The organism is Variovorax sp. P2_H12 (genome assembly GCF_056403395.1).
Window position 1 is genome coordinate 227,626 of sequence record NZ_JBFUFO010000022.1, and the last position, 22,137, is coordinate 249,762.

The 22,137-nt window shown below is 67.0% G+C and carries 22 protein-coding genes; 4 read left to right on the forward strand and 18 right to left on the reverse strand.

Annotated elements, in window-relative coordinates:
- Window positions 1-4: 4 nt before the first annotated feature.
- From trpA to AC1DYK_RS17880, 18 genes are all read right to left on the reverse strand, one after another.
- Complete coding sequence (gene trpA, locus AC1DYK_RS17795; RefSeq protein ID WP_478167512.1) at window positions 5-838, reverse strand: tryptophan synthase subunit alpha; 834 nt, start codon at window positions 836-838, stop codon at window positions 5-7.
- Window positions 838-2,112 (reverse strand): tryptophan synthase subunit beta, encoded by a 1,275-nt coding sequence (gene trpB, locus AC1DYK_RS17800; protein ID WP_478167513.1) that lies wholly within the window; start codon window positions 2,110-2,112, stop codon window positions 838-840. Before trpB ends, trpA begins: the two co-directional genes overlap by 1 nt.
- 54 nt (window positions 2,113-2,166) lie before the next feature.
- Window positions 2,167-2,862 carry a phosphoribosylanthranilate isomerase gene (locus tag AC1DYK_RS17805; protein ID WP_478167514.1) on the reverse strand — a complete coding sequence of 232 codons (696 nt, stop codon included), beginning with the start codon at window positions 2,860-2,862 and terminating at the stop codon, window positions 2,167-2,169.
- Entirely contained in the window at window positions 2,859-3,671 is an 813-nt protein-coding gene (gene truA / locus AC1DYK_RS17810; RefSeq protein ID WP_478167515.1) for a tRNA pseudouridine(38-40) synthase TruA, read from the reverse strand. The genes AC1DYK_RS17805 and truA overlap by 4 nt, the downstream gene beginning before the upstream one ends.
- A gap of 29 nt (window positions 3,672-3,700) precedes the next feature.
- Window positions 3,701-6,316: a FimV/HubP family polar landmark protein gene (locus tag AC1DYK_RS17815; protein WP_478167516.1), complete on the reverse strand. Its 2,616-nt coding sequence runs from the start codon at window positions 6,314-6,316 to the stop codon at window positions 3,701-3,703.
- A gap of 396 nt (window positions 6,317-6,712) precedes the next feature.
- Window positions 6,713-7,855, reverse strand: a complete 1,143-nt coding sequence (gene asd / locus AC1DYK_RS17820) for an aspartate-semialdehyde dehydrogenase (protein ID WP_478167517.1) — start codon at window positions 7,853-7,855, stop codon at window positions 6,713-6,715.
- 87 nt (window positions 7,856-7,942) lie between these two features.
- Complete coding sequence (gene leuB, locus AC1DYK_RS17825) at window positions 7,943-9,031, reverse strand: 3-isopropylmalate dehydrogenase (RefSeq protein ID WP_478167518.1); 1,089 nt, start codon at window positions 9,029-9,031, stop codon at window positions 7,943-7,945.
- 32 nt (window positions 9,032-9,063) lie between these two features.
- Window positions 9,064-9,714: a 3-isopropylmalate dehydratase small subunit gene (gene leuD, locus AC1DYK_RS17830; protein ID WP_478089098.1), complete on the reverse strand. Its 651-nt coding sequence runs from the start codon at window positions 9,712-9,714 to the stop codon at window positions 9,064-9,066.
- Between the two features lie 72 nt (window positions 9,715-9,786).
- Window positions 9,787-11,208 (reverse strand): 3-isopropylmalate dehydratase large subunit, encoded by a 1,422-nt coding sequence (leuC, locus tag AC1DYK_RS17835; protein WP_478167519.1) that lies wholly within the window; start codon window positions 11,206-11,208, stop codon window positions 9,787-9,789.
- Window positions 11,209-11,236: 28 nt separating this feature from the next.
- A complete protein-coding gene (locus AC1DYK_RS17840; RefSeq protein ID WP_478167520.1) occupies window positions 11,237-12,184 on the reverse strand; it encodes a LysR substrate-binding domain-containing protein in 948 nt (315 codons plus the stop codon).
- A gap of 122 nt (window positions 12,185-12,306) precedes the next feature.
- A complete protein-coding gene (locus AC1DYK_RS17845; protein WP_478167535.1) occupies window positions 12,307-12,429 on the reverse strand; it encodes an entericidin A/B family lipoprotein in 123 nt (40 codons plus the stop codon).
- A 139-nt stretch (window positions 12,430-12,568) separates the two neighbouring features.
- A complete protein-coding gene (gene gltA, locus AC1DYK_RS17850) occupies window positions 12,569-13,879 on the reverse strand; it encodes a citrate synthase (protein WP_478089094.1) in 1,311 nt (436 codons plus the stop codon).
- A 24-nt stretch (window positions 13,880-13,903) separates the two neighbouring features.
- Window positions 13,904-14,206, reverse strand: a complete 303-nt coding sequence (locus AC1DYK_RS17855; protein ID WP_478167521.1) for an FAD assembly factor SdhE — start codon at window positions 14,204-14,206, stop codon at window positions 13,904-13,906.
- 17 nt (window positions 14,207-14,223) lie between these two features.
- Window positions 14,224-14,925, reverse strand: a complete 702-nt coding sequence (locus tag AC1DYK_RS17860; protein WP_286510117.1) for a succinate dehydrogenase iron-sulfur subunit — start codon at window positions 14,923-14,925, stop codon at window positions 14,224-14,226.
- Window positions 14,926-14,955: 30 nt separating this feature from the next.
- Window positions 14,956-16,764 (reverse strand): succinate dehydrogenase flavoprotein subunit, encoded by a 1,809-nt coding sequence (gene sdhA, locus AC1DYK_RS17865; protein ID WP_478157294.1) that lies wholly within the window; start codon window positions 16,762-16,764, stop codon window positions 14,956-14,958.
- Between the two features lie 4 nt (window positions 16,765-16,768).
- Window positions 16,769-17,134, reverse strand: coding sequence for a succinate dehydrogenase, hydrophobic membrane anchor protein (sdhD, locus tag AC1DYK_RS17870; RefSeq protein WP_286510114.1), 366 nt, complete (start codon window positions 17,132-17,134; stop codon window positions 16,769-16,771).
- A 53-nt stretch (window positions 17,135-17,187) separates the two neighbouring features.
- Window positions 17,188-17,634 carry a succinate dehydrogenase, cytochrome b556 subunit gene (sdhC, locus tag AC1DYK_RS17875; protein WP_478167522.1) on the reverse strand — a complete coding sequence of 149 codons (447 nt, stop codon included), beginning with the start codon at window positions 17,632-17,634 and terminating at the stop codon, window positions 17,188-17,190.
- A 164-nt stretch (window positions 17,635-17,798) separates the two neighbouring features.
- The gene (locus AC1DYK_RS17880) at window positions 17,799-18,560 is read right to left on the reverse strand and encodes a GntR family transcriptional regulator (protein ID WP_478167523.1); all 762 of its coding nucleotides are present in this window, start codon (window positions 18,558-18,560) and stop codon (window positions 17,799-17,801) included.
- Between the two features lie 191 nt (window positions 18,561-18,751).
- Here AC1DYK_RS17880 and AC1DYK_RS17885 point away from each other — a divergent pair, with 191 nt between their 5' ends.
- The 4 genes from AC1DYK_RS17885 to AC1DYK_RS17900 are packed head-to-tail and all read left to right on the forward strand — an operon-like array spanning window position 18,752 to window position 22,132.
- A complete protein-coding gene (locus AC1DYK_RS17885; RefSeq protein WP_478157290.1) occupies window positions 18,752-19,738 on the forward strand; it encodes a malate dehydrogenase in 987 nt (328 codons plus the stop codon).
- A gap of 12 nt (window positions 19,739-19,750) precedes the next feature.
- Window positions 19,751-20,527 carry a trans-aconitate 2-methyltransferase gene (gene tam / locus AC1DYK_RS17890; RefSeq protein WP_478167524.1) on the forward strand — a complete coding sequence of 259 codons (777 nt, stop codon included), beginning with the start codon at window positions 19,751-19,753 and terminating at the stop codon, window positions 20,525-20,527.
- Window positions 20,524-21,531 carry an HpcH/HpaI aldolase/citrate lyase family protein gene (locus AC1DYK_RS17895; protein ID WP_478167525.1) on the forward strand — a complete coding sequence of 336 codons (1,008 nt, stop codon included), beginning with the start codon at window positions 20,524-20,526 and terminating at the stop codon, window positions 21,529-21,531. The genes tam and AC1DYK_RS17895 overlap by 4 nt, the downstream gene beginning before the upstream one ends.
- Window positions 21,532-21,559: 28 nt before the next feature.
- Window positions 21,560-22,132 (forward strand): hypothetical protein, encoded by a 573-nt coding sequence (locus AC1DYK_RS17900; RefSeq protein ID WP_478167526.1) that lies wholly within the window; start codon window positions 21,560-21,562, stop codon window positions 22,130-22,132.
- The last annotated feature ends 5 nt before the right edge of the window (window positions 22,133-22,137 follow it).

Below are 22,137 nucleotides of genomic sequence, written 5' to 3' on the forward strand. Positions count from 1 at the left end.
TGGATTATCCGCCAGTCGCGGACCGGGGCAGGGCGTCGAGCGCCTGGCGGATCTCGGCCAGGAATTCGCGCACCAGCGGCACCACGGTGTCCCGAGGCTGGCCCTCGATCAACTGGATGATGCGGGTGCCAATCACGACCGCGTCGGCAGCGGCGCCGACCGCCTGCGCGGTGCGGGCGTCGCGGATGCCGAAGCCGACGCCGACCGGCACGCTCACATGCTTGCGGATGCGCGGGATCATGCGCCCGACCGCCTCGGTATCGAGGTGGCCGGCGCCGGTCACGCCCTTGAGCGAGACGTAGTAGACGTAGCCGGTGGCGATCCGTCCGACCTGGGCCATGCGCGCGTCGGTGCTGGTCGGGGCCAGCAGGAAGATCAGGTCGATGTTCTTCGCCTTCAGGGCCGCGGCGAATTCCTCGCATTCCTCGGGCGGGTAGTCCACCACCAGCAGACCGTCGACGCCGGCCGCGGCCGCGTCGCGGATGAAGGCGCCCTTGCCGTGCACGCCGTCGTAGCGCTCCACCGGGTTGGCATAGCCCATCAGCACCACCGGCGTACGGTCGTCCTGGCGCCGGAAGTCGGCCACCATGGCGAGCACCTGCTTCATGCCCACGCCCAGCGCCAGCGCGGCCTCGCCGGCGCGCTGGATCACGGGGCCGTCGGCCATCGGGTCGGAGAAGGGCACGCCGAGCTCGATCACGTCGGCGCCGGCCTCGACCATGCCGTGCATCAGCGCGGGCGTGATGTCGGCGAACGGGAAACCGGCGGTGACGTAAGGGACCAGGGCCCGGCGGCCGTCCTTTTGCAGGGCTTCGAAAGCGGCAGCAATTCGGCTCATCACTTGCCTCCCTTCACGCTCAGGCCGCGCATCGACGGCCGGTCGTAGAAATCGACGCCCGAGAGGTCGGCCACGGTGCCGATGTCCTTGTCGCCGCGGCCCGAGAGGTTGACCAGGATCGACTGGTCCGGGCGCATCGTCCTGGCGAGCTTCATGGCATAGGCGAAGGCATGGCTCGACTCCAGCGCCGGGATGATGCCTTCGGTCCGGCACAGGTAGTGGAAGGCCTCCAGCGCTTCGGCATCGGTGATGCCCACGTACTCGGCGCGGCCGATGTCGGCCAGGTAGGCGTGCTCGGGGCCGACGCCGGGGTAGTCCAGGCCGGCGCTGATGCTGTGGGTCTCGGTCACCTGGCCGTCATCGTTCTGCAGCAGGTAGGTGCGGTTGCCGTGCAGCACGCCGGGGCTGCCGCGCAGGATCGAGGCCGAATGCTTGCCGCTGTCCAGGCCTTCGCCTGCGGCTTCGACGCCGATCAGGCGCGTGCGCTCGAACGGTATGTACGGATGGAAGATCCCCATCGCGTTGCTGCCGCCGCCCACGCAGGCGACCACGACGTCGGGCTGCCGGCCCCCGGCTTCGCCCGTGATGCCCTGCGCGGCCAGCATGGCCGGCATCTGCTCGATGCACTCGGTGCCGATCACGCTCTGGAAGTCGCGCACCATGGTCGGGTAGGGATGCGGGCCGGCCACCGTGCCGATGATGTAGAAGGTGTTCTCGACGTTCGTGACCCAGTCGCGCATGGCCTCGTTGAGCGCATCCTTCAGTGTCTTGCTGCCCGACTCGACCGGCACCACGGTCGCGCCCAGCAGGTTCATGCGGTACACGTTGGGGCTCTGGCGCTGCACGTCCTGGCTGCCCATGTAGACCACGCATTCGAGCCCGTAGCGGGCGCAGATGGTGGCGGTGGCGACGCCATGCTGGCCGGCGCCGGTCTCGGCGATCACCCGCGGCTTGCCCATGCGCTTGGCGAGCATGGCCTGGCCGATGGTGTTGTTCACCTTGTGGGCGCCGGTGTGGTTCAGGTCCTCGCGCTTGAGGTAGATCTGGGCCCCGCCCATCTCGCGGCTGGTGCGCGCCGCATGGTAGATCGGCGAGGGCCGGCCCACGAAATGGGCCAGTTCGTAGTGGAATTCGGCCAGGAATTCCGGGTCGTCCTTGTACCGGGCGTAGGCGTCGCGCAGTTCGCTGATCGCGTGGGTCAGCGTCTCGCTGGCGAAAGTGCCGCCGTAGATGCCGAAGTGGCCGCTGGCGTCGGGTTGCTGGTAGGTGTCCATGGTCTCGATCGTTGGGCTGGCCGGCACCCGGAGAGATCGAGGCGGCGCGGCGAGCTAGGGAACTGGGGAGAAGGCATCGGCCGCACGCACGGCGGCCACGAATGCGTGAATCTTCGCGGCGTCCTTGAGGCCCTTTGCGGCTTCGACGCCCGAACTCACGTCAACGGACAGCGACTTGGCTGCCGTCCGCAGCTGACGAATGCCATCGCCCACGTTTGCAGGTGCGAGCCCACCACTCAAGACGAGGTGAGCGTCGACGACGGGTGGAAGAAGTGACCAATCGAATGCCTTGCCGCCACCGCCATAGGCTTCGACATGGGCGTCGAGCAGGATGGCCTGGGCGCGGGAGTAATCGGACGCGTATTTTACGAGGTCGAAGGAAGCCCCGGCGGCGCCGAGCGGAATGCGGGCCGCGCGCATGAACCGGTGGGCGCCGCGACCGCTGGCCTGCCAGCATTGCTCCGGCGATTCGTCGCCGTGGAACTGGGCCATGGCGCCGGCCACCCGCGACAGCGCGTCCAGGGTCGCCGCCTCCGATTCGTTGACGAACAACAGCACCGGCGTCACGAACGGCGGCAGCCGCGCGGCCAGCACGGCCGCCCGCTCGACGCTCACCGCCCGCGGGCTGGCGGCAAAGAGCACGAAGCCGACCGCGTCCGCACCGGCCTCGACCGCGGCGTCCACGTCGGCTTCACGCGTCAGTCCGCAGATCTTGATGCGGGTGCGGGCCGGGGAAGCTTGGGCGGTCATGGCGGACCATCATACGCAGTGCCGCCGGCCTGCAGCGTCGCCTCGGCCGGCAGGCCCCAGCCGGCGTCGTACAACGGCCCGAGAAAATAGAGCCCGCTGGGCGAGAAGGTGGGCGCCGCAACCACGCGGCTGCGCGCGGCCAGCACCTCGGCCATCCATTCGGGCGGCGAGTCGCCGCGGCCGATCCGTACCAGGCAGCCCATGAGGTTGCGGATCATGTGGTGCAGGAAGGCGTCGGCCTCGAATTCGAAATGCCAGCGGCAGCGCTCGTCTTCGCCGTGGCGCGTGATCTCGATGCGGCGCAGGTCCTTGACAGGCGAGCGGGCCTGGCAGGCCGAGGCCCGGAAGGAACTGAAATCGTGCCGGCCTACCAGTACCGCGGCCGCGGCCCGCATCGCATCCCCGTCGAGTGCGTGCATGGACCAGCCGACGCGTCCGGCGTCCAGGCTCGGGCGCACCGGCGACTGCGACAGCACGTACAGGTAGCGGCGGGTCAGGGCGCTGGCGCGGCAGTGGAAGGAGTCGGGCACGGGCTGTGCCCATTGCACCGCGATGTCGGGGGGCAGGAAGCGATTGGTGCCGCGGACCCAGGAGAAGGGCGTGCGTTCGACCGACGTATCGAAATGCACCACTTGCATCAGGCCGTGGACGCCGGTGTCGGTGCGCCCCGCGCAGAGCGTGGAAATCGGCTGCGCGGCGAACTGGGCCAGCGCCGCCTCCAGCTTGTCCTGGACGGTTCGGCCCGAAAGCTGGCTCTGCCAGCCTTCGTACGCCTGTCCGTTGTAGCGGATGCCGAGAGCCAGCCTCACAGGGGAATCGGCGGCGGCCGCAAGGCCGCTCAGCGCAACTGGCCGAGCAGTTGCTTGGCTTCGGCCTTGACGTCGCCGGCGCTCTCGGCGGCCACTTCCTCGACCAGCGAGCGGGCGCCTTCGACGTCGCCCAGTGCCTTGAGTTCGCGCGCCAGGGAGAGCTTGATCGCGTGAGGGTTCTCGCCGCTGTCGTCGATCGGCTCGAGGCGGCCGCGCTCGGTGTCGGGTGGATTGCGGCCCGAAAGGCCGGCCAGGGAGCTCATGTCGAATTCGATGAAGCCGGAGTCCGCCGACAGGCCGGCGCTCAGGGGCGCGGGCTGGGTGCGCTCCTCGTCCGGTTGCGACCGCGCGCGGGTGAGCGTCTCGAGGGCGCCGGGCGCGGTGTCGAAGTCATTCTCGAGATCGAGGCGCGCGACCGGCTTGGCCGTGTGGCTGCCGTTGAGCGGTGCGGCGACGGTGCTCGGCAGCGCGCTGTCGGCCGGCTTGAAGGCCTTCGGCGTCGGGATCGGCGGCAACGTGGCAGTGATCGTGGTCTGAGGCGTTTCTTTCGGTGGGTGGCTCAGCTCGAGGTCGAAGTCCAGCGGTGCCACCGAAGGCATGAAGGCCGGCGGCGGGGCTTCGACCACCGGAGCAGGCACCGGCGCCAGCGGCACGGGCGCGCTGGCGGCTGCGAGCGTACCGGCGAAGGCGGCCGCCTCGGCGGCGGACACACCGCCACGGCTGCCGGTCTCGTAGAGCGGATTGCCCGGATCGAGGTCCTTGCCGAGTTCCACCACGCGGTTCCAGTCGCCGCCGGTGCCGCCGGTCAGCTTGTGGACGTCGGCGGCGAGGGCCTCGTAGGCGCGCAGGTCGCGGCGCTTGGCGTGGATCTCGAGCAGTTTGAGGTGAATCGCGGTGCGTTCCGGGTTGACCCGCAAGGCCTCGCGCAGAATTTCCTCGGCCTGCAGGTCGCGGCCGTAGGCCAGGTAGACGTCGGCTTCGGCCACCGGATCGACGTCGCCCGCGTCCATCTGGCTGGTCGAATAGGACAGCGACGACACCACCGAATTGCCCCGATTCTTGGTGTCCACCGACTCGCCGCCGCTGGCGCCGAAGAAGGAGTCCTTGGGGATCCGGCTTTCGATGAACACGCTGTCGCCGGCATCACGGCGCTTGCGGCCGAGCACGCGGTAGAGCAGCAAGCCGATCAGCAGCGCGATCAGCGCCGCCGCACCGGCCATCAGCGGGTTGTCGAGCAGTTCGGCGAAGAAGCTGGGTTGCTCGGGCGGTGGCGGGGGGGGCGCCTTGGCGACCGGCTTGGGCGCAGCCACGGGAGGGGTGGCAGCGGGCGCGGCCGCTGCGGTATCGGCCGGCTTGGGGCTGCTCGCGTCGGTGGCGGCTGCAACCGATGGAGCGGACGCAGCCGCCGCGGGCGCAACCACGGCCGGCGGCGTCGCGGCGGCGGGCGTGCCTGCTGCGGCCGAAGCTGCTGCTGCAGCAACTGGCGCTGCAACTGCCGCTGCAACTGGCGCAGCGGCAGGTGCGGGGCTGGCGGCTGCGGCCGAGGCAGCGGCCGACGCCGGACTGGCTGCCGCTGGCGTCGTGCCGCTGGCGGCCTGGATCTTGTTCAGCTCGGAGATGTTCTTCGACAGCTCGGCGACCCGGGCGTTGCTGGCCTGCGCCTGGCGCGCCTGTGCAATCTGCTCTTCGGTCGGCCGGCCCGGGGCGATGCCCTGGGAGATCTTGAGCTTGTCGCTGGAGACATTGGCCGCGTTGCGGTCCTCGACATTGGCCTGCAGCTTGCCCGAGGCCTGGCGGTCGGCATCGGCGACCCGCGATGTCGGCGCGTTGTCGGCGAGGCGACGCCGGTACTCGCCGAAATCCTGGCTCTGCGCGGTCACGGTGCGGCGCGCCTCGCCTGGCGGGATGGCTTCGGCCTGGGGCGTACCGGGCATCTCCAGCACTGCGCCGGCCTTGATCCGGTTCACGTTGCCGCCGATGAAGGCGTTGGGGTTGGCGCGCAGCAGGGCCACGAGCATCTGGTCGAGCGAGACCTCGGCCGGCTTGTAGGCGGCCGCGATCTTGCCGGCGGTATCGCCGGCCTGGACTTTCACGTGTTCGCCGGCGCCGGTGCGCACCGTGCCGCTTTCCGCCGGGGCGGGCGGCGCTGCAGGCGCCGCAGCGACGGCGCGCTCGCGGCGGCTCGGAGGCGCCGCCTGGACGACGGTCGGGGCGACGCGCTGCGGTGGCGGCGCGCTGATCTGCGCAGCGATCGGAGCCACCGGGGCGGCAGCCTGGCGGCTGGCCGGCGGGTCGAGCAGGACCGTGTAGTCGCGCACGATGCGCCCAGTGTTCCAGTTGGCTTCGAGCAACAGGTCGACGAAAGGCTCGCTGAGCAGCCGATTGCTGGTGAGGCGAACGACGTAGCGGCCATCGGGACGCTTCTGGACGCCGGCCCGGACATCCGACAGTGCCGCGTTGTAGGGAACCCCGGCGGCGCGGAAGGCCTCGGAGGAGGCGATGTTGACCTTCAGTCCACCGGCTTCGGCCGGCGTGATCTCGGTGACTTCGATTTCTGCGCGCAGCGGTTCGCCCAGCGCCGACTGAACATTCAACCGTCCCAGCGTCAACGCGCCGGCGTCGACCGCGAACGCGCCCAATGCCAAGCCGACCGCAGCGCTGAGGAGGGTGAGCTGGCCACGACCGGCGTTCGTCGTACTCGGAGGAAGGGCCGAAAGGCGGGCCGCAGGCAACGGTTGTCGTGTCATGCTGGTAGGGGGGCAGCTCGGCCCAAATGTGTAAGGGGACGTTAACATCAAGACCTTGCACTGACAAGGCGACAAGGCTTATCTACCCAGTGCGTGCAAACTTCGTCATGCATTTGTCGTTGCGGTTGAGCAACGCTCGCCCGCAGTTGGCTCGCTTCGCTTTGGCCGGCGCAGCCAGGCTCGTTGGTGAAACACCGCGGAACCGGCTTCGCCGGGCCGCTGGTGTTGCCCCCGGTGGGGGGTGGGCGCCCGACACGAAGTGCGGGCAACCTGGGGGCGAGCTCATTCCCGAGCTCATCCCTCCAGCAGGATGCGCAGCATGCGGCGCAGCGGTTCGGCGGCGCCCCACAGCAGTTGGTCGCCGATGGTGAAGGCGCCCACGTACTCCGGACCCATCGCAAGCTTGCGCACGCGGCCGACCGGAATCGTCATCGTGCCGGTGACCGCCACCGGCGTCAGGTCGCGGACCGTGGCCTCGCGGGTGTTCGGCACCACCTTGACCCACTCGTTGTCGGCCGCCATCAGCGCCTCGATGTCGGCCACCGGAACGTCCTTTTTGAGCTTGAAGGTCAGCGCCTGGCTGTGGCAGCGCATCGCGCCGATGCGCACGCAGAAGCCGTCGACCGGCGTCGCGGCGGTGCCGAAGCCCGCGCCCTGGCCGAGGATCTTGTTGGTCTCGGCGCCACCCTTCCACTCTTCCTTGCTCATGCCGTCGCCCAGGTCCTTGTCGATCCAGGGGATCAGGCTGCCGCCGAGCGGGGCGCCGAAGTTCGCGGTTTCAGCGGCGCTCAGCGACTGCTGCTTGGCCAGCACCTTGCGGTCGATCTCGAGGATCGCCGACTTCGGGTCGTCGAGCAGCGCGCGCACTTCGGCGTTGAGGGTGCCGAACTGGGTCAGCAGCTCGCGCATGTGCTGCGCGCCGCCACCCGAGGCCGCCTGGTAGGTCATGCTGGTCATCCACTCGACCAGGCCGGCCTTGTAGAGCGCGCCCACGCCCATCAGCATGCAGCTGACGGTGCAGTTGCCGCCGATCCAGTTCTTGCCGCCCTTGGCGAGCGCGTTCTGGATCACCGGCAGGTTGACCGGATCGAGCACGATGATCGCGTCGTCGTTCATGCGCAGCGTGGACGCGGCGTCGATCCAGTGGCCCTTCCAGCCGGCCGCACGCAGCTTCGGGAACACCTCGGTCGTGTAGTCGCCGCCCTGAGCGGTCACGACGATGTCGCACTTCTTGAGTGCCTCGATGTCGTGGGCGTCCTTCAGCGTGGTCTCGTTCTTCGCCATCGCCGGGGCCTTGCCGCCAGCGTTCGAAGTCGAGAAGAAGACCGGCTCGATCAGTCCGAAGTCGCCTTCGGCCTGCATCCGGTCCATGAGGACCGAGCCGACCATGCCGCGCCAGCCCACGAGGCCGACCAGAGGTTGATTTGCGTTCGCCATTTCAAATTGCCCTTGTGAAAAAAGAAACTGTCTTCTCTTTGCGCCCGGCTCGTCAGAGCCGGGAAGGGCGTGACGAAGCGGGCTGGTTTAGCCGGTAATCGTCTTTTTGGTGATGGCAGCCACCACGGCATCGCCCATCTCGCGGGTGCCGACCTTGGTCGTGCCCGCGGACCAGATGTCTGCCGTGCGCAGCCCCTGGGCCAGCACGGACTTGACCGCCGACTCGATCCGGTCGGCAGCCTCGGGCTGGTTGAGGGAAAAGCGAAGCATCATGGCAGCGGACAGGATTGTAGCCAAAGGATTGGCAACCCCTTTGCCGGCAATGTCGGGCGCGCTGCCGTGGCTGGGCTCGTAGAGGCCCTGGTTGCTGGCGTTCAGCGAGGCCGAGGGCAGCATGCCGATCGAGCCGGTGAGCATCGCGGCCTCGTCCGACAGGATGTCGCCGAACATGTTGCCGGTGACCACCACGTCGAACTTCTTGGGTGCCTTGACCAGCTGCATGGCGGCGTTGTCGACGTACATGTGGTCGAGCTCGACGTCGGGATATTCGCGGCCGACCTCGGTCACGATGTCCTTCCAGAACTGGAAGGTCTCGAGCACGTTGGCCTTGTCGACGCTGGTCACGCGCTTGCTGCGCTTGCGCGCCGCCTGGAAGGCGACGTGGGCGATGCGCTCGACCTCGGGGCGCGAATAGCGCATGGTGTCGAAGGCTTCCTCGGCCCCCGGGAAGTGGCCGTCGACCGCGGTGCGGCGGCCGCGCGGCTGGCCGAAATAGATGTCGCCGGTCAGCTCGCGAATGATCAGGATGTCCAGCCCCGCGATCAGCTCGGGCTTCAGGCTCGAGGCGTCCACCAGCTGCTCGTAGCAGATGGCCGGTCGGAAGTTGGCGAACAGGCCGAGGTTCTTGCGCAGGCCCAGGATGGCCTGCTCGGGGCGCAGCGAGCGTTCGAGCTTGTCGTACTTCCAGTCCCCCACGGCGCCGAACAGCACCGCGTCGGCCTCCTTGGCCAGTTTCAGCGTGGACTCGGGCAGCGGGTGGCCGTGGGCCTCGTAGGCCGCGCCGCCGACCAGCGCCTGTTCGGTCTCGAAGGACAGGTCGAGCACATCGAGGACGCGGATCGCCTCGGCAACGATTTCGGTGCCGATGCCATCACCGGGGAGGACTGCGATTTTCATGAGCTTGTACGGAGAAGATTGAACAATGGATTTCAGGCGATGAGTTGGTGCGACAGCCAGGGCTTCTTGGCCAGGCGTTCGGCTTCGAAGGCCGCGATCTTGTCCTTGTGGCGCAGGGTCAGGCCGATGTCGTCGAGGCCGTTGAGCAGGCAGTACTTGCGGAAGGCCTGGACCTCGAACGGGAGCTCGCTGCCGTCCGGCTTGACGACCACCTGGCGCTCGAGGTCGACGGTCAGGCTGTAGCCCGGAAAGGCGAGGGTCTCGTCGAACAGCTGCGCCACCTGGGCTTCGCTCAGCACGATCGGCAACAGGCCGTTCTTGAAGCTGTTGTTGAAGAAGATGTCGGCGTAGCTCGGCGCGATGATGGCGCGGAAGCCGTATTGGTCGAGTGCCCACGGCGCGTGCTCGCGCGACGAGCCGCAGCCGAAGTTCTTGCGCGCCAGCAGCACCGAGGCGCCGGCGTAGCGCGGCTGGTTCAGCACGAAGTCGGGGTTCGGCTTGCGCGACTTCGGATCCTGGCCCGGCTCGCCCGGGTCCAGGTAGCGCCAGGCGTCGAACAGGTTGGGCCCGAAGCCGGTCTTGCGGATCGACTTCAGGAACTGCTTCGGGATGATCGCGTCGGTGTCGACGTTCTCGCGGTCCATCGGTGCCACGAGGCCCTTGTGCACGGTGAATTTCTGCATGGTGATGTCTATCTGGTCAGTTGAGAACAGAGCAAAAATTGCTTCGCAATTCTTGGTCTGTTCCGCAAGGTTTCATGAGAACTGGCGGACGTCGACGAAGTGGCCATGGACCGCGGCTGCGGCGGCCATGGCCGGGCTCACGAGGTGGGTGCGGCCACCGGCGCCCTGGCGGCCTTCGAAGTTGCGGTTGCTGGTCGAGGCGCAGCGCTCGCCCGGCTCGAGCCGGTCGGCGTTCATCGCCAGGCACATCGAGCAGCCGGGTTCACGCCATTCGAAGCCTGCCGCCTTGAAGATCTGGTCCAGGCCTTCGCGCTCCGCCTGTTCCTTGACCAGGCCCGAGCCCGGCACCACCATGGCGAGCTTGACGTTCTTGGCCACCTTCTGGCCCAGCCGCTTGACCATCGCCGCGGCCTCGCGCATGTCCTCGATGCGGCTGTTGGTGCAGGAGCCGATGAAGACCTTGTCGATCAGGATGTCGTTCATCGGCTTGTTCGGCTCCAGGCCCATGTAGGCCAGCGCGCGCTCGATCGCGCCGCGCTTGTTGGCGTCCTTTTCCTTGTCCGGGTCGGGCACGCGGCCGTCCACCGACACCACCATCTCGGGCGAGGTGCCCCAGGTGACTTGCGGCTTGATCTGCGCGGCGTCGAGCTCGACCACCAGGTCGAAGTGCGCGCCGGGGTCGGACTGCAGCGTCTTCCAGTAGGCGACGGCCTGGTCCCATTCGACGCCGGTCGGCGCCAGCGGGCGGCCCTGGACGTAGGCGATGGTCTTGTCGTCCACCGCCACCAGCCCGGCGCGGGCGCCGGCCTCGATCGCCATGTTGCAGACCGTCATGCGGCCTTCCATGCTCAGGTCGCGGATCGCCGAACCGGCGAACTCGATGGTGTAGCCGGTGCCGCCGGCGGTGCCGATCCTGCCGATGATCGCGAGCACGATGTCCTTGGCGGTGCAGCCCAGCGGCAGCTTGCCTTCAACCTTCACGAGCAGGTTCTTGGCCTTCTTGGCGAGCAGGGTCTGGGTCGCCATCACGTGCTCGACCTCGCTGGTGCCGATGCCGTGCGCGAGCGCGCCGAAAGCGCCGTGGGTCGAGGTGTGCGAGTCGCCGCAAACCACGGTCATGCCGGGGAGGGTGGCGCCCGACTCGGGCCCGATCACGTGCACGATGCCCTGGCGTTTGCTCAGGAACGGAAAGAAGGCGGCGGCGCCGAATTCCTTGATGTTCGTGTCCAGCGTGGTGATCTGTTCCTTGCTGACGGGGTCGGTGATGCCGTCGTAGCCCAGTTCCCAGTGGGTGGTCGGCGTGTTGTGGTCGGCCGTCGCGACCACCGAGCTGATGCGCCAGAGCTTGCGGCCGGCCTCGCGCAGTCCTTCGAAAGCCTGAGGGCTGGTGACTTCATGCACCAGGTGGCGGTCGATGTAGAGGATCGAGGTGCCGTCTTCCTCGGTGTGGACGACGTGTTCGTCCCAGAGTTTGTCGTAGAGCGTGCGTGCCATGGGTCTCTTTCGTGGGAGGGTAATTGTCTTATGCGGCGAGCTGCGCGGGCGTCGCGTCAGTAGGGGTATGCAGGTGCTTGACGAGCATGCGGGCGGCAACCGGCAGGGTCGAGAAGTCGCGTGCGATCAGGCGGATCTGGCGCGCGGCCCAGGCGTCGCTGAGCGCGACGCTGGTCAGGCCGCGGCCGATGCCGCCCTGCATCAGTTCGAAGGCGCGCAGCGGCATCACGCCGACGCCGAGTCCGTTCTCGATCATCCGGCACATCGCGTCGAGGCCCGTCACGTGGATGCGCAGGCGGATGCTGCGGCTTGCGGCCAGCGCGGCCTGGTGCATTGCGACGTAGATCGAGCTGTTGGTGTGCAGGCCGACGTGGTCGTAGTCCAGCGAGTCGACGAAATCGATCGCGCGTTCGCACGCCAGTGCGTGGCCGGCGGGCACGATCAGCGCCAGCGCGTCGTCGCGGTAGGCCAGGCTCTGCAGGTCGGCCGCGCCGTCGGCGAGGTGGCAAACGCCGAGGTCGGCCGCGCCCTCGTAAACGGCGCGCACGACCTCGCTGCTCAAGTGCTCTTCGAGGTCGATCTTGATCGCGTCGTGCTCGCGCGTGAAGGCGCCGAGATCCTCGGGAAGGAACTGAACGATGGCCGAGATGTTGGCGTGCACCCGGACATGCCCGCGCACGCCATCGGCGTACTCGCTGAGTTCGCCCTGCATCTTCTCGAGGCTGTAGAGCACCGATCGCGCATGGTGCAGCAGGCTCTCGCCGGCCGGCGTCAGGTCGACGCCGCGCGCGTGGCGGTAGAGCAGGGGCGTGCCGAGGGTGGCTTCGAGGTCGGACAGCCGCTTGCTGATCGCCGAAGCCGCGATGAACTCGCGTTCCGCCGCGCGACCGATGCTGCCGAGTTCGCAGACAGCCACGAACAACTGCAGCGACGTGAGGTCGATGCGGCGGGCGAAACTGCGTTCGGAAGAGGTCATTGGGGCTTTGGCATCTCGTTCAGAGATGGAAGACCACATTTTCTCTCAGTTTCAACGACGAAGCCATCGCGATCGGCGATGGCTTCGATGCCGCGGCGCGATGAGCGCCGCGGGAATGGCGCTTATTGCTTCTTGGTCGCGGCGTCTTCCATCTTCTGGCCACCCTTCTGGATGTCCTGGCCGGCACCCTTCATGGTGTTGCAGCCGGCCAGCGGCACGGCGAAGGCGAAGACGACGGCGATCATGGCAGCAAGTTGCTTCATGGCGGAACTCCTTGGGGTGGATGACGCCATGAAGTTATTCGCCCGCAGTCTGGCTTCCTGTCAGCCAAAACGCAAAAAAGCTGCCCGAAGGCAGCTTTCCTGTGTGAGAGCCTGACGGCGATCAGCGCTGTGCGATCGGCTTGACGTCGCGCTTGACCGAGCCTTCGAAGAGTTGGCGCGGACGGCCGATCTTGTAGTCCGGGTCGCCGATCATCTCGTTGAGCTGGGCAATCCAGCCGACCGTGCGCGCGAGCGCGAAGACGGCGGTGAACAGCGGCACCGGGATGCCGATCGCGCGCTGCACGATGCCCGAATAGAAGTCGACGTTCGGGTAGAGCTTGCGCGAGACGAAGTATTCGTCTTCCAGGGCGATCTTCTCGAGCGCCATGGCGAGCTTGAACAGGGGATCGTTCTCGAGGCCCAGTTCGCCCAGCACTTCCTTGCAGGTTTCCTGCATCAGCTTGGCGCGCGGGTCATAGTTCTTGTAGACGCGATGCCCGAAGCCCATCAGCTTGACGTTCGAGTTCTTGTCCTTGACCTGCTTGATGAACTCGCCGATCTTGTCGACGCCGCCCGCCTTCTGGATGTCGTAGAGCATGTTGAGCGCCGCCTCGTTGGCGCCGCCGTGGGCCGGGCCCCAGAGGCAGGCCACGCCGGCCGCGATCGCCGCGAAGGGGTTGGTGCCCGACGAGCCGCACAGGCGCACGGTCGAGGTCGAGGCGTTCTGCTCGTGGTCGGCGTGCAGGATGAAGATGCGGTCGAGCGCGCGCTCGAGCACCGGGCTCACCTTGTACTCCTCGCACGGCGTCGCGAACATCATGTGCAGGAAGTTGCCCGCATAGCTGAGGTCGTTCTTCGGGTACATGTAGGGCTGGCCCACGGTGTACTTGTAGGCCATGGCGACCAGCGTCGGCATCTTCGCGATCAGGCGGATCGCGGCGATCTCGCGGTGCTTCGGATTGTTGATGTCCGTGCTGTCGTGATAGAAGGCCGACAGCGCGCCGACCAGGCCGGTCATGATGGCCATCGGGTGCGCGTCGCGGCGGAAACCGCGCAGGAAGAACTGCATCTGCTCGTTGACCATCGTGTGGTTGGTCACGAGCTTCGTGAAGCTGGTCTTCTTGGCCTGGTCGGGCAGCTCGCCGTACAGCAGCAGGTGGCAGGTCTCGAGGAAGTCGCAGTTGGTCGCGAGCTGCTCGATCGGGTAGCCGCGGTACAGCAGTTCACCCTTGTCGCCGTCGATGTAGGTGATGGCCGATTCGCACGAGGCCGTCGACATGAAGCCCGGGTCGTAGGTGAACATGCCCGTCTGGGCGTAGAGCTTGCGGATGTCGATCACGTCAGGGCCGAGGGTCCCCTTGTAGATCGGCAGCTCGACGTTCTGTCCGCCGTTGCTGAACGACAGCGTGGCCTTGTTCTCGGATGCTTTCATTTCGAGTGTCTTTCAAAGAATGGATCAGGAAGATAGGGATTGCGCACCGTCGCTGCGCATCAGTCGCAGCAGTTCGACCACCTCGGCCCCGGCCCATCCGGGCTCGGGCTCCTTTCGCGCGAGCAGGAGGTCGAGCAGGTCGTTGTCCGACAGGTCCATCAATGTCTCCAGTGCCTGTGCCTGCCCGCGGGTCAGGCTTGCCTCGTGCCGTTCGAAGAAGCGGGCAATGAACAGGTCGTTTTCAAGCAGGCCGCGCCGGCAGCGCCACTTGAGCTTGCTCAGCGCACGCACGCTGATCGGCTCGGAGGGGTCGTCGGTGGCTTGCATGGGGTCCGTCACTTGGGCTAGATGGCGCGACGCACCATGAGTTCCTTGATCTTGCCGATCGCCCGGGTCGGATTCAGGTTCTTGGGGCACACGTCGACGCAGTTCATGATCGAGTGGCAGCGGAACAGGCGATACGGGTCTTCAAGGTTGTCCAGGCGCTCGCCGGTGGCTTCGTCGCGGCTGTCGGCGATGAAGCGGTAGGCTTGCAGCAGCCCGGCCGGGCCGACGAACTTGTCGGGGTTCCACCAGAAGCTCGGGCAGCTGGTCGAGCAGCTTGCGCACAGGATGCACTCGTAGAGGCCGTTGAGCTCGTCGCGCTCCTCGGGCGACTGCAGGCGCTCCTTCTCGGGCGGCACGGTGTCGTTCTGCAGGTAGGGCTTGATCGAGTTGTACTGCTTGAAGAACTGCGTCATGTCCACGATCAGGTCGCGGATCACCGGCAGGCCGGGCAGCGGCTTGAGCACGATCGTGCCCTTGAGCGTGAGCATGTTGGTCAGGCAGGCCAGGCCGTTCTTGCCGTTGATGTTCATCGCGTCCGAGCCGCAGACGCCTTCGCGGCAAGAGCGGCGGAACGACAGCGTCGGATCCTGCGCCTTGAGCTTCATGAGGGCGTCCAGCAGCATGCGCTCGTGGCCGTCGAGTTCGATCTCGACGGTCTGCATGTAGGGCTTGGCGTCCTTGTCCGGGTCGTAGCGGTAGATTTGGAATGTGCGCTTCATCGTGATGTCCTTGTGATGCTTTCCCGGGCCTTAGAACGTGCGGACCTTCGGCGGCACCGAGGCCACCGTCAGCGGCTGCAGCTTGACCGGCTTGTACGAGAGGCGGTTGTCCTGGCTGTACCAGAGCGTGTGCTTCATCCAGTTGGCGTCGTCGCGGCCCAGCGGCGCGACCGGATCGTCGGCCGGGCGCTCGTAGTCCTCGACCGTGTGGGCACCGCGGCATTCGCGGCGGGCGGCGGCCGAGACCATCGTGGCCTGCGCCACTTCGATCAGGTTGTCGACTTCGAGGGCTTCGATGCGCGCGGTGTTGAAGACGCGCGACTTGTCCTTGAGGGTGACGGCGGCGACGCGCTTGCGGACCTCGGCGATCTTCTGCACGCCTTCGTCCATCGTGGCCTGCTTGCGGAACACGGCCGCGTGCTGCTGCATCACCGAGCGGATCTCGTTGGCCACGTCCTGCGCGTACTCGCCCGAGGTCGAGGCCTCGAGCTGGTTCAGGCGCTCCAGGGTGCGGTCGGCGGCGTCTGCGGGCAGATCCTTGTGCTCCTTCAGCTTGTCGTTGAACTCGACGATGTGATTGCCGGCCGCGCGGCCGAACACCAGCAGGTCGAGCAGCGAGTTGGTGCCCAGGCGGTTGGCGCCGTGCACGCTCACGCAGGAGCATTCGCCCACCGCATAGAGGCCGTTGACCACGGCGCTGTTGTCCTCGCCCTTCTGGATCACGACCTGGCCGTTGATGTTGGTCGGGATGCCGCCCATCTGGTAGTGGATGGTCGGCACCACCGGGATCGGTTCCTTGGTGATGTCGACGTTGGCGAAGTTGACGCCGATCTCGTACACCGAGGGCAGCCGCTTGTGGATGGTCTCGGCACCGAGGTGGTCGAGCTTCAGCAGCACGTAGTCCTTGTTCGGGCCGCAGCCGCGGCCTTCCTTGATTTCCTGGTCCATCGAGCGCGAGACGAAGTCGCGCGGCGCGAGGTCCTTCAGGGTCGGCGCGTAGCGCTCCATGAAGCGCTCGCCGTTGCTGTTGAGCAGGATCGCGCCTTCGCCGCGGCAGCCTTCGGTCAGCAGCACGCCGGCGCCGGCCACGCCGGTCGGGTGGAACTGCCAGAACTCCATGTCCTGCAGCGGGATGCCCGAGCGCGCGGCCATGCCGAGGCCGTCGCCGGTGTTGATGAAGGCGTTGGTCGAGGCCGCGAAGATGCGGCCTGCGCCGCCGGTCGCCAGCAGCACGGTCTTGGCCTGCAGGATGTGCAGGTCGCCGGTTTCCATCTCGAGCGCGGTCACGCCGACCACGTCGCCTTCGGCGTCGCGGATCAGGTCGAGCGCCATCCATTCGACGAAGAACTGGGTGCGGGCCTCGACGTTCTTCTGGTAGAGCGTGTGCAGCATCGCGTGGCCGGTGCGGTCGGCCGCGGCGCAGGCGCGCTGGACCGGCTTCTCGCCGTAGTTGGCGGTGTGGCCGCCGAACGGACGCTGGTAGATCGTGCCGTCCGGATTGCGGTCGAAAGGCATGCCGAAGTGCTCGAGCTCGTACACGACCTTCGGGGCTTCGCGGCACATGAACTCGATCGCATCCTGGTCGCCGAGCCAGTCGGAGCCCTTGATCGTGTCGTAGAAGTGGTAGTGCCAGTTGTCCTCGCTCATGTTGCCGAGCGAGGCGCCGACGCCGCCTTGGGCCGCGACGGTGTGCGAGCGGGTCGGGAACACCTTCGAAAGCACGGCGACGTTGAGGCCGGCGCGTGCCAGTTGCAGGGATGCGCGCATGCCGGAGCCGCCGGCGCCGATGATGACGACGTCGAACTTGCGCTTGGTGATTTGATCTTTGGTGTAAGTCATTGGGTTAGAGCCTCCAGAGCACTTGAATGGCCCAACCCGCGCAACCGACAAGCCAGACGATCGTGAAAACTTGCAACAGCAGCCGGATGCCGACCGGCTGGACGTAGTCCATCCAGACATCGCGCATGCCGACCCAGACGTGATAGAGCAGCGAGGCGATCACCACGAAGGTGAGCACCTTCATCCATTGGGCGGCGAAGATGCCGGCCCAGAGGTCGTAGCCGATCGGGCCGCGCTTGAAGATCACCTGCGCCAGCAGGATCACGGTGAAGAGCGCCATCAGGGCGCCGGTGATGCGCTGGCTCAGCCAGTCGCGCAAGCCGTAGTGCGCACCGACGACGATGCGCTTGGAGCCGTAGTTCACGGACATTGTCAGTTTCCTATTCAGTTGGGGTCAGAGCTGAAGATCCGACCCGCAAGAAATCAATAAAGGCCGAACAGCTTGGCGCCGAGGACGACGGTCAGCAGGACGCTCAGGAACAGCGTGGCGAGTGCCGTGCTGTTGCCGCTCTTCTTTTCGACCGCGGCGTGGCTCACGTCCATCCACAGATGGCGCAGGCCGGCGATGAAGTGGTGCAGGTAGGCCCAGATGAGCGCCAGCGCGACCAGCTTGAGGAACCAGCCCGGAAGGAATCCGACCCCGATGTTGAAGGCGGCCGTGAAGCGCGCGAAGGAAATCTCGGAAGACACCGAGGTGTCGAACATCCAGATGATGAAGGGCAGCAGCAGGAACATCAGCACGCCGCTGACGCGGTGCAGGATCGAGACGATGCCCGCCGGCGGCAGCCGATAGGTCGTCAGATCGGAGAGCGGATTGATGTTGCGGAACTCGCGCCGCGGCGGTCGGGGAGGGTTGGCCAGCTCTGTCATGGGGGGCTTTCGGTATTTTTTAGAGGGCGGCTTGTTCTGAAGCAAGAAAATGCAAACAACTCAAAATTCTATTGCAATGCACCATCGTGCCGTTCGGGGAGGATAGGTCATCGCACTGGGGCACTCGGATGCTTGAGCTCCCGCAATGGTTTGGGTGGGCCTGTTCACCCCAGCTCGTTGCGATAGTGGTGCGTGTCCGTGCGGTAGAGGCCGCGGCGCAATTCCATGGGCGTGTCATGGTAGGTGAGGGCCAGGCGTTCGACGCTCAGCAGCGGCGTCGCCGTGCTGACGGCCAGCAGCTCGGCCTGCGCCGCGTCGGGCAGGACGGCGCGGATTTTTTCCTCGGCGCGCACCATGCGCACGCCGAATTCGGTCTCGAACAGCGCGTACATGGGGCCGCGCCACGCGGTGAGCCGTTCGGCCGTGAGTCCCTTGAACGGCGTTCCCGGCAGCCAGAGCTCCTCCAGGATGGTCGGCGTGCCGCGATAGGCCAGCACGCGGCGCACCTGCAGCACGGCGTCGCCGGTGCGCAGCGCCAATGCGCGGGCGACGTCGGCGCTGGCGCGCTGGCGCCGGCAATCGACGATCGTGCGCTGGGCGGGTCCGTCGCTGTCGACATCGCCGCTGTCCGGCACCAGCTTCAGGAATCGGTACTGCACGTGCTGCTCGGCGTGGGTGGCGACGAAAGTGCCCTTGCCCTGGCGACGCACCACGAGGTTTTCGGCCGCAAGTTCGTCGATGGCCTTGCGCACCGTGCCCTGGCTGACCCGAAAGCGTGCCGCGAGGTCGATTTCGCTCGGAATGGGTTCGCCCGGCTTCCATTCGCCGGCGTGCAGGCTCTGCAGGATCAGCGATTTGATCTGCTGGTAGAGCGGACTGAACGACGGCGTGGCGAGCTCGGCGACGGCGGTGGGAGAGGTGGTCATGGGTGCGTCGGCGCACCGCGGCGGGTGCTTTCCGGGCGACATCTTATATAAGACATAAGACAGGCGCCACCGAAACCGCAAATCGGCATAAAATCGAAGACGTCCGAAGCCTGGGCGCCATCGTCCGGCCCGACCTTGTGGCCGCACCTTGCGGTCACGCACCGTTTTCACTCATTTCCTGGAGTTATCCCATGAGCAAAAAGCCTGTTCGCGTTGCCGTCACCGGTGCCGCTGGCCAAATCGGTTACGCCCTGCTGTTCCGCATCGCCTCCGGCGAAATGCTTGGCAAGGACCAGCCGGTCATCCTGCAATTGCTCGAAGTCCCCGTCGAAGGCCCGCAAAAGGCGCTTAAGGGCGTGATGATGGAGCTCGACGACTGCGCCTTCCCGCTGCTGGTCGGCATGGAAGCCCACAGCGATCCGATGACCGCCTTCAAGGACGCCGACTACGCGCTGCTGGTCGGTTCGCGTCCGCGCGGCCCGGGCATGGAACGCGCCGAGCTGCTGGCCGTCAACGGCGCCATCTTCACCGCGCAGGGCAAGGCGCTCAACGCCGTGGCGAGCCGCAACGTGAAGGTGCTGGTGGTCGGCAACCCGGCCAACACCAACGCCTACATCGCGATGAAGAGCGCACCGGATCTGCCGCGCAAGAACTTCACCGCCATGCTGCGCCTCGACCACAACCGCGCCGCCAGCCAGCTCGCCGCCAAGACCGGCAAGGCCGTGGCCGACATCGAGAAGCTCACCGTCTGGGGCAACCATTCGCCCACGATGTACGCCGACTACCGCTTCGCCACCATCAACGGCGAAAGCGTCGCCAAGATGATCAACGACCAGGAATGGAACGCCAACGTGTTCCTGCCGACGGTCGGCAAGCGCGGCGCCGCCATCATCGAGGCGCGCGGCCTGTCGTCGGCCGCCTCGGCCGCCAACGCAGCGATCGACCACATGCGCGACTGGGCCCTCGGCACCAACGGCAAGTGGGTCACGATGGGCATCCCGTCGGACGGCCAGTACGGCATTCCGAAGGACACCATGTTCGGCTTCCCGGTCACCTGCGAGAACGGCGAGTACAAGCTGGTCGAGGGCCTCGAGATCGACGCCTTCAGCCAGGAGCGCATCAACAAGACGCTCAAGGAACTGCAGGACGAGCAGGCCGGCGTCGCCCACCTGCTGTAAGCCGCCCGCTGCATGCTCGACTGGAATCCCGCGCTCTACGGCCGCTACGAGGACGAGCGCACGCGTCCGGCCCGGGAACTGCTGGCGCGCGTGCCGCTGGCCGAGGCGGCACGCGTGTTCGACCTCGGCTGCGGGCCGGGCAATTCCACCGAGCTGCTGGTGCAGCGCTTTCCGGGCGCTGCCGTTGTCGGCACCGACAACTCCGAGGCGATGCTCGCGAGCGCGCGCGAGCGGTTGCCGCAGGCCCGCTTCGAACTCGGCGACATCGCGACCTGGGCGCCCGAAGCGGCGCCCGACCTCATTTATGCCAATGCCGCCCTGCAGTGGGTGCCCGACCACGAGGCCCTGATTCCCAGGCTCTTCGCGGCCCTGGCGCCCGGGGGCGTGCTGGCGATCCAGATGCCCGACAACCGCGAGGAGCCCACGCATCGGCTGATGCGCGAGGTGGCGGCCGAGGCGCCCTGGGCGCAGGCCATCGGCAATCCCGACCGCCTCCGCACCCGACTGCTGGCGATCGACGGCTACTACGACCTGCTCGCGGGCGAGGCTGCGGCGGTCGATGTCTGGCGCACCGCGTACCAGCATCCGATGGCTTCCGCGGCGGCGATCGTCGAGTGGGTTAGCGGCACGGGCCTCAAGCCCTTCGTCGACCCCTTGCCCAGCGAACTCAGGACCAGCTACCTGGCCGAATACGAACGCCGCATCGCGCGGGCCTATCCGGCGCGCACCGATGGCCGGCTGCTGCTGGCTTTTCCCCGGATGTTCATCGTGGCGCAGAAGAAAGCATGAGCGCAAGCCACTCGACTCCTCATCCGCGCGAGGTGCTGCTCGGCGCCCAGGCCGGCTCGGTGGCGCTGCCGGTCTGCGACCATTACAGCGGCGTCGAAGCGCGCATGCGCAAGAGCCTGGCGCTGCAGGCCGAGATGGCCCAGGAATTCGGCGCCTGCGTGTTCGACGTCACCCTCGACTGCGAGGATGGAGCCCCGATCGGCGGCGAGGCCGAGCATGCGGCGCTGGTCACCGAACTCGCGCTGTCCGCCGCACCGGGCATGCGGGTCGGCGCGCGGGTCCATCCGGTCGACCATCCTTCGTTCCCGGGCGACGTCATGACGATCGCCGGCCGGGCCGGCCAGCGCCTGAGCCACCTGATGGTGCCCAAGGTGGAAACCATCGCCGACGTACTTGAGGCCGTGCAGGCGCTCGATGCCGCCGATGCCGACGCACTGCCGCTGCATGTGCTGATCGAATCGCCGCTGGCGGTGCACCATGCCTTCGAGATCGCGGCCCACCCCCGGGTGCAGTCGCTGAGCTTCGGGCTGATGGATTTCGTCTCGGCGCACGGCGGCGCCATTCCGGCCGACGGCATGGCCGCCGCCGGGCAATTCACGCACCCGCTGGTGGTGCGCGCCAAGCTCGAGATCGCATCCGCCGCCCATGCGCATGGCAAGGTGCCTTCGCATTGCGTCGTGACCGAGTTCAACGACATCGATGCGATGCGCGCCGCGGCCCGCAAGGCGGCCGGCGAATTCGGCTATACGCGGATGTGGAGCATCCATCCGAACCAGATCCGTCCGATCCTCGAGGCCTTCGCGCCCGACGAGCGGCAGATTCAAATCGCTACAAAAATCATGGCTGCTGCGGCGGCCGTGGCGTGGGCGCCGGTCAGTATCGATGGCACATTGCATGACCGCGCCAGTTACCGCCATTTCTGGCAGGTGCTCGAACGGGCGCACGCCACCGGCCGCAACCTGCCTTCCGAGGCACAGGCCTGGTTCGCTCCCGCTATCCCCTGAAAACCCATCCCCCGAAGGAAACTCATCCATGAAGACGATTGCCTTGATCGCCGCCGCCCTCGCATTGCCGCTGGCGGCAATGGCACAGAACAATGCTGCAAGCACCACGGCGAAGCAGCCGGCAGCCAACACGACCGGCAAGAAGGTCGTGCAGAAGGTGGTGCCCAAGCGCATCATCAAGAAGGTCGAAGAGGCCAAGCCCATCAGCGAAGAAACCGACATCACGCTCTCGGAGCAGGACCTGAAGGTCGCCGAGACCATCCTGACCGGCACCATCAAGTGCGAACTCGGCGCCAGCGTGAACATCGAGGCCGACCCCAAGAAGCCCGGCTTCTTCATCCTGACGCATGCCAACGTGAAGTACCGCCTGCACCCGGTCACCAGCCGCACCGGCGCGGTCCGGCTCGAAGACCCGGTCCGCGAGGCCATGTGGCTGCAGCTGGGCAACAAGTCGATGCTCATGAGCCAGAAGCAGGGCCTGCGGCTGGCCGACGAATGCCAGGCGGCCAAGCAGGTCGAGGTGGCCGAGGACATGAAGAAGAACCCGCCCAAGAGCCTGTTCGAGGGCGGCGACACGCCGCCGGCCACCAAGAAGCAGTAGTCATC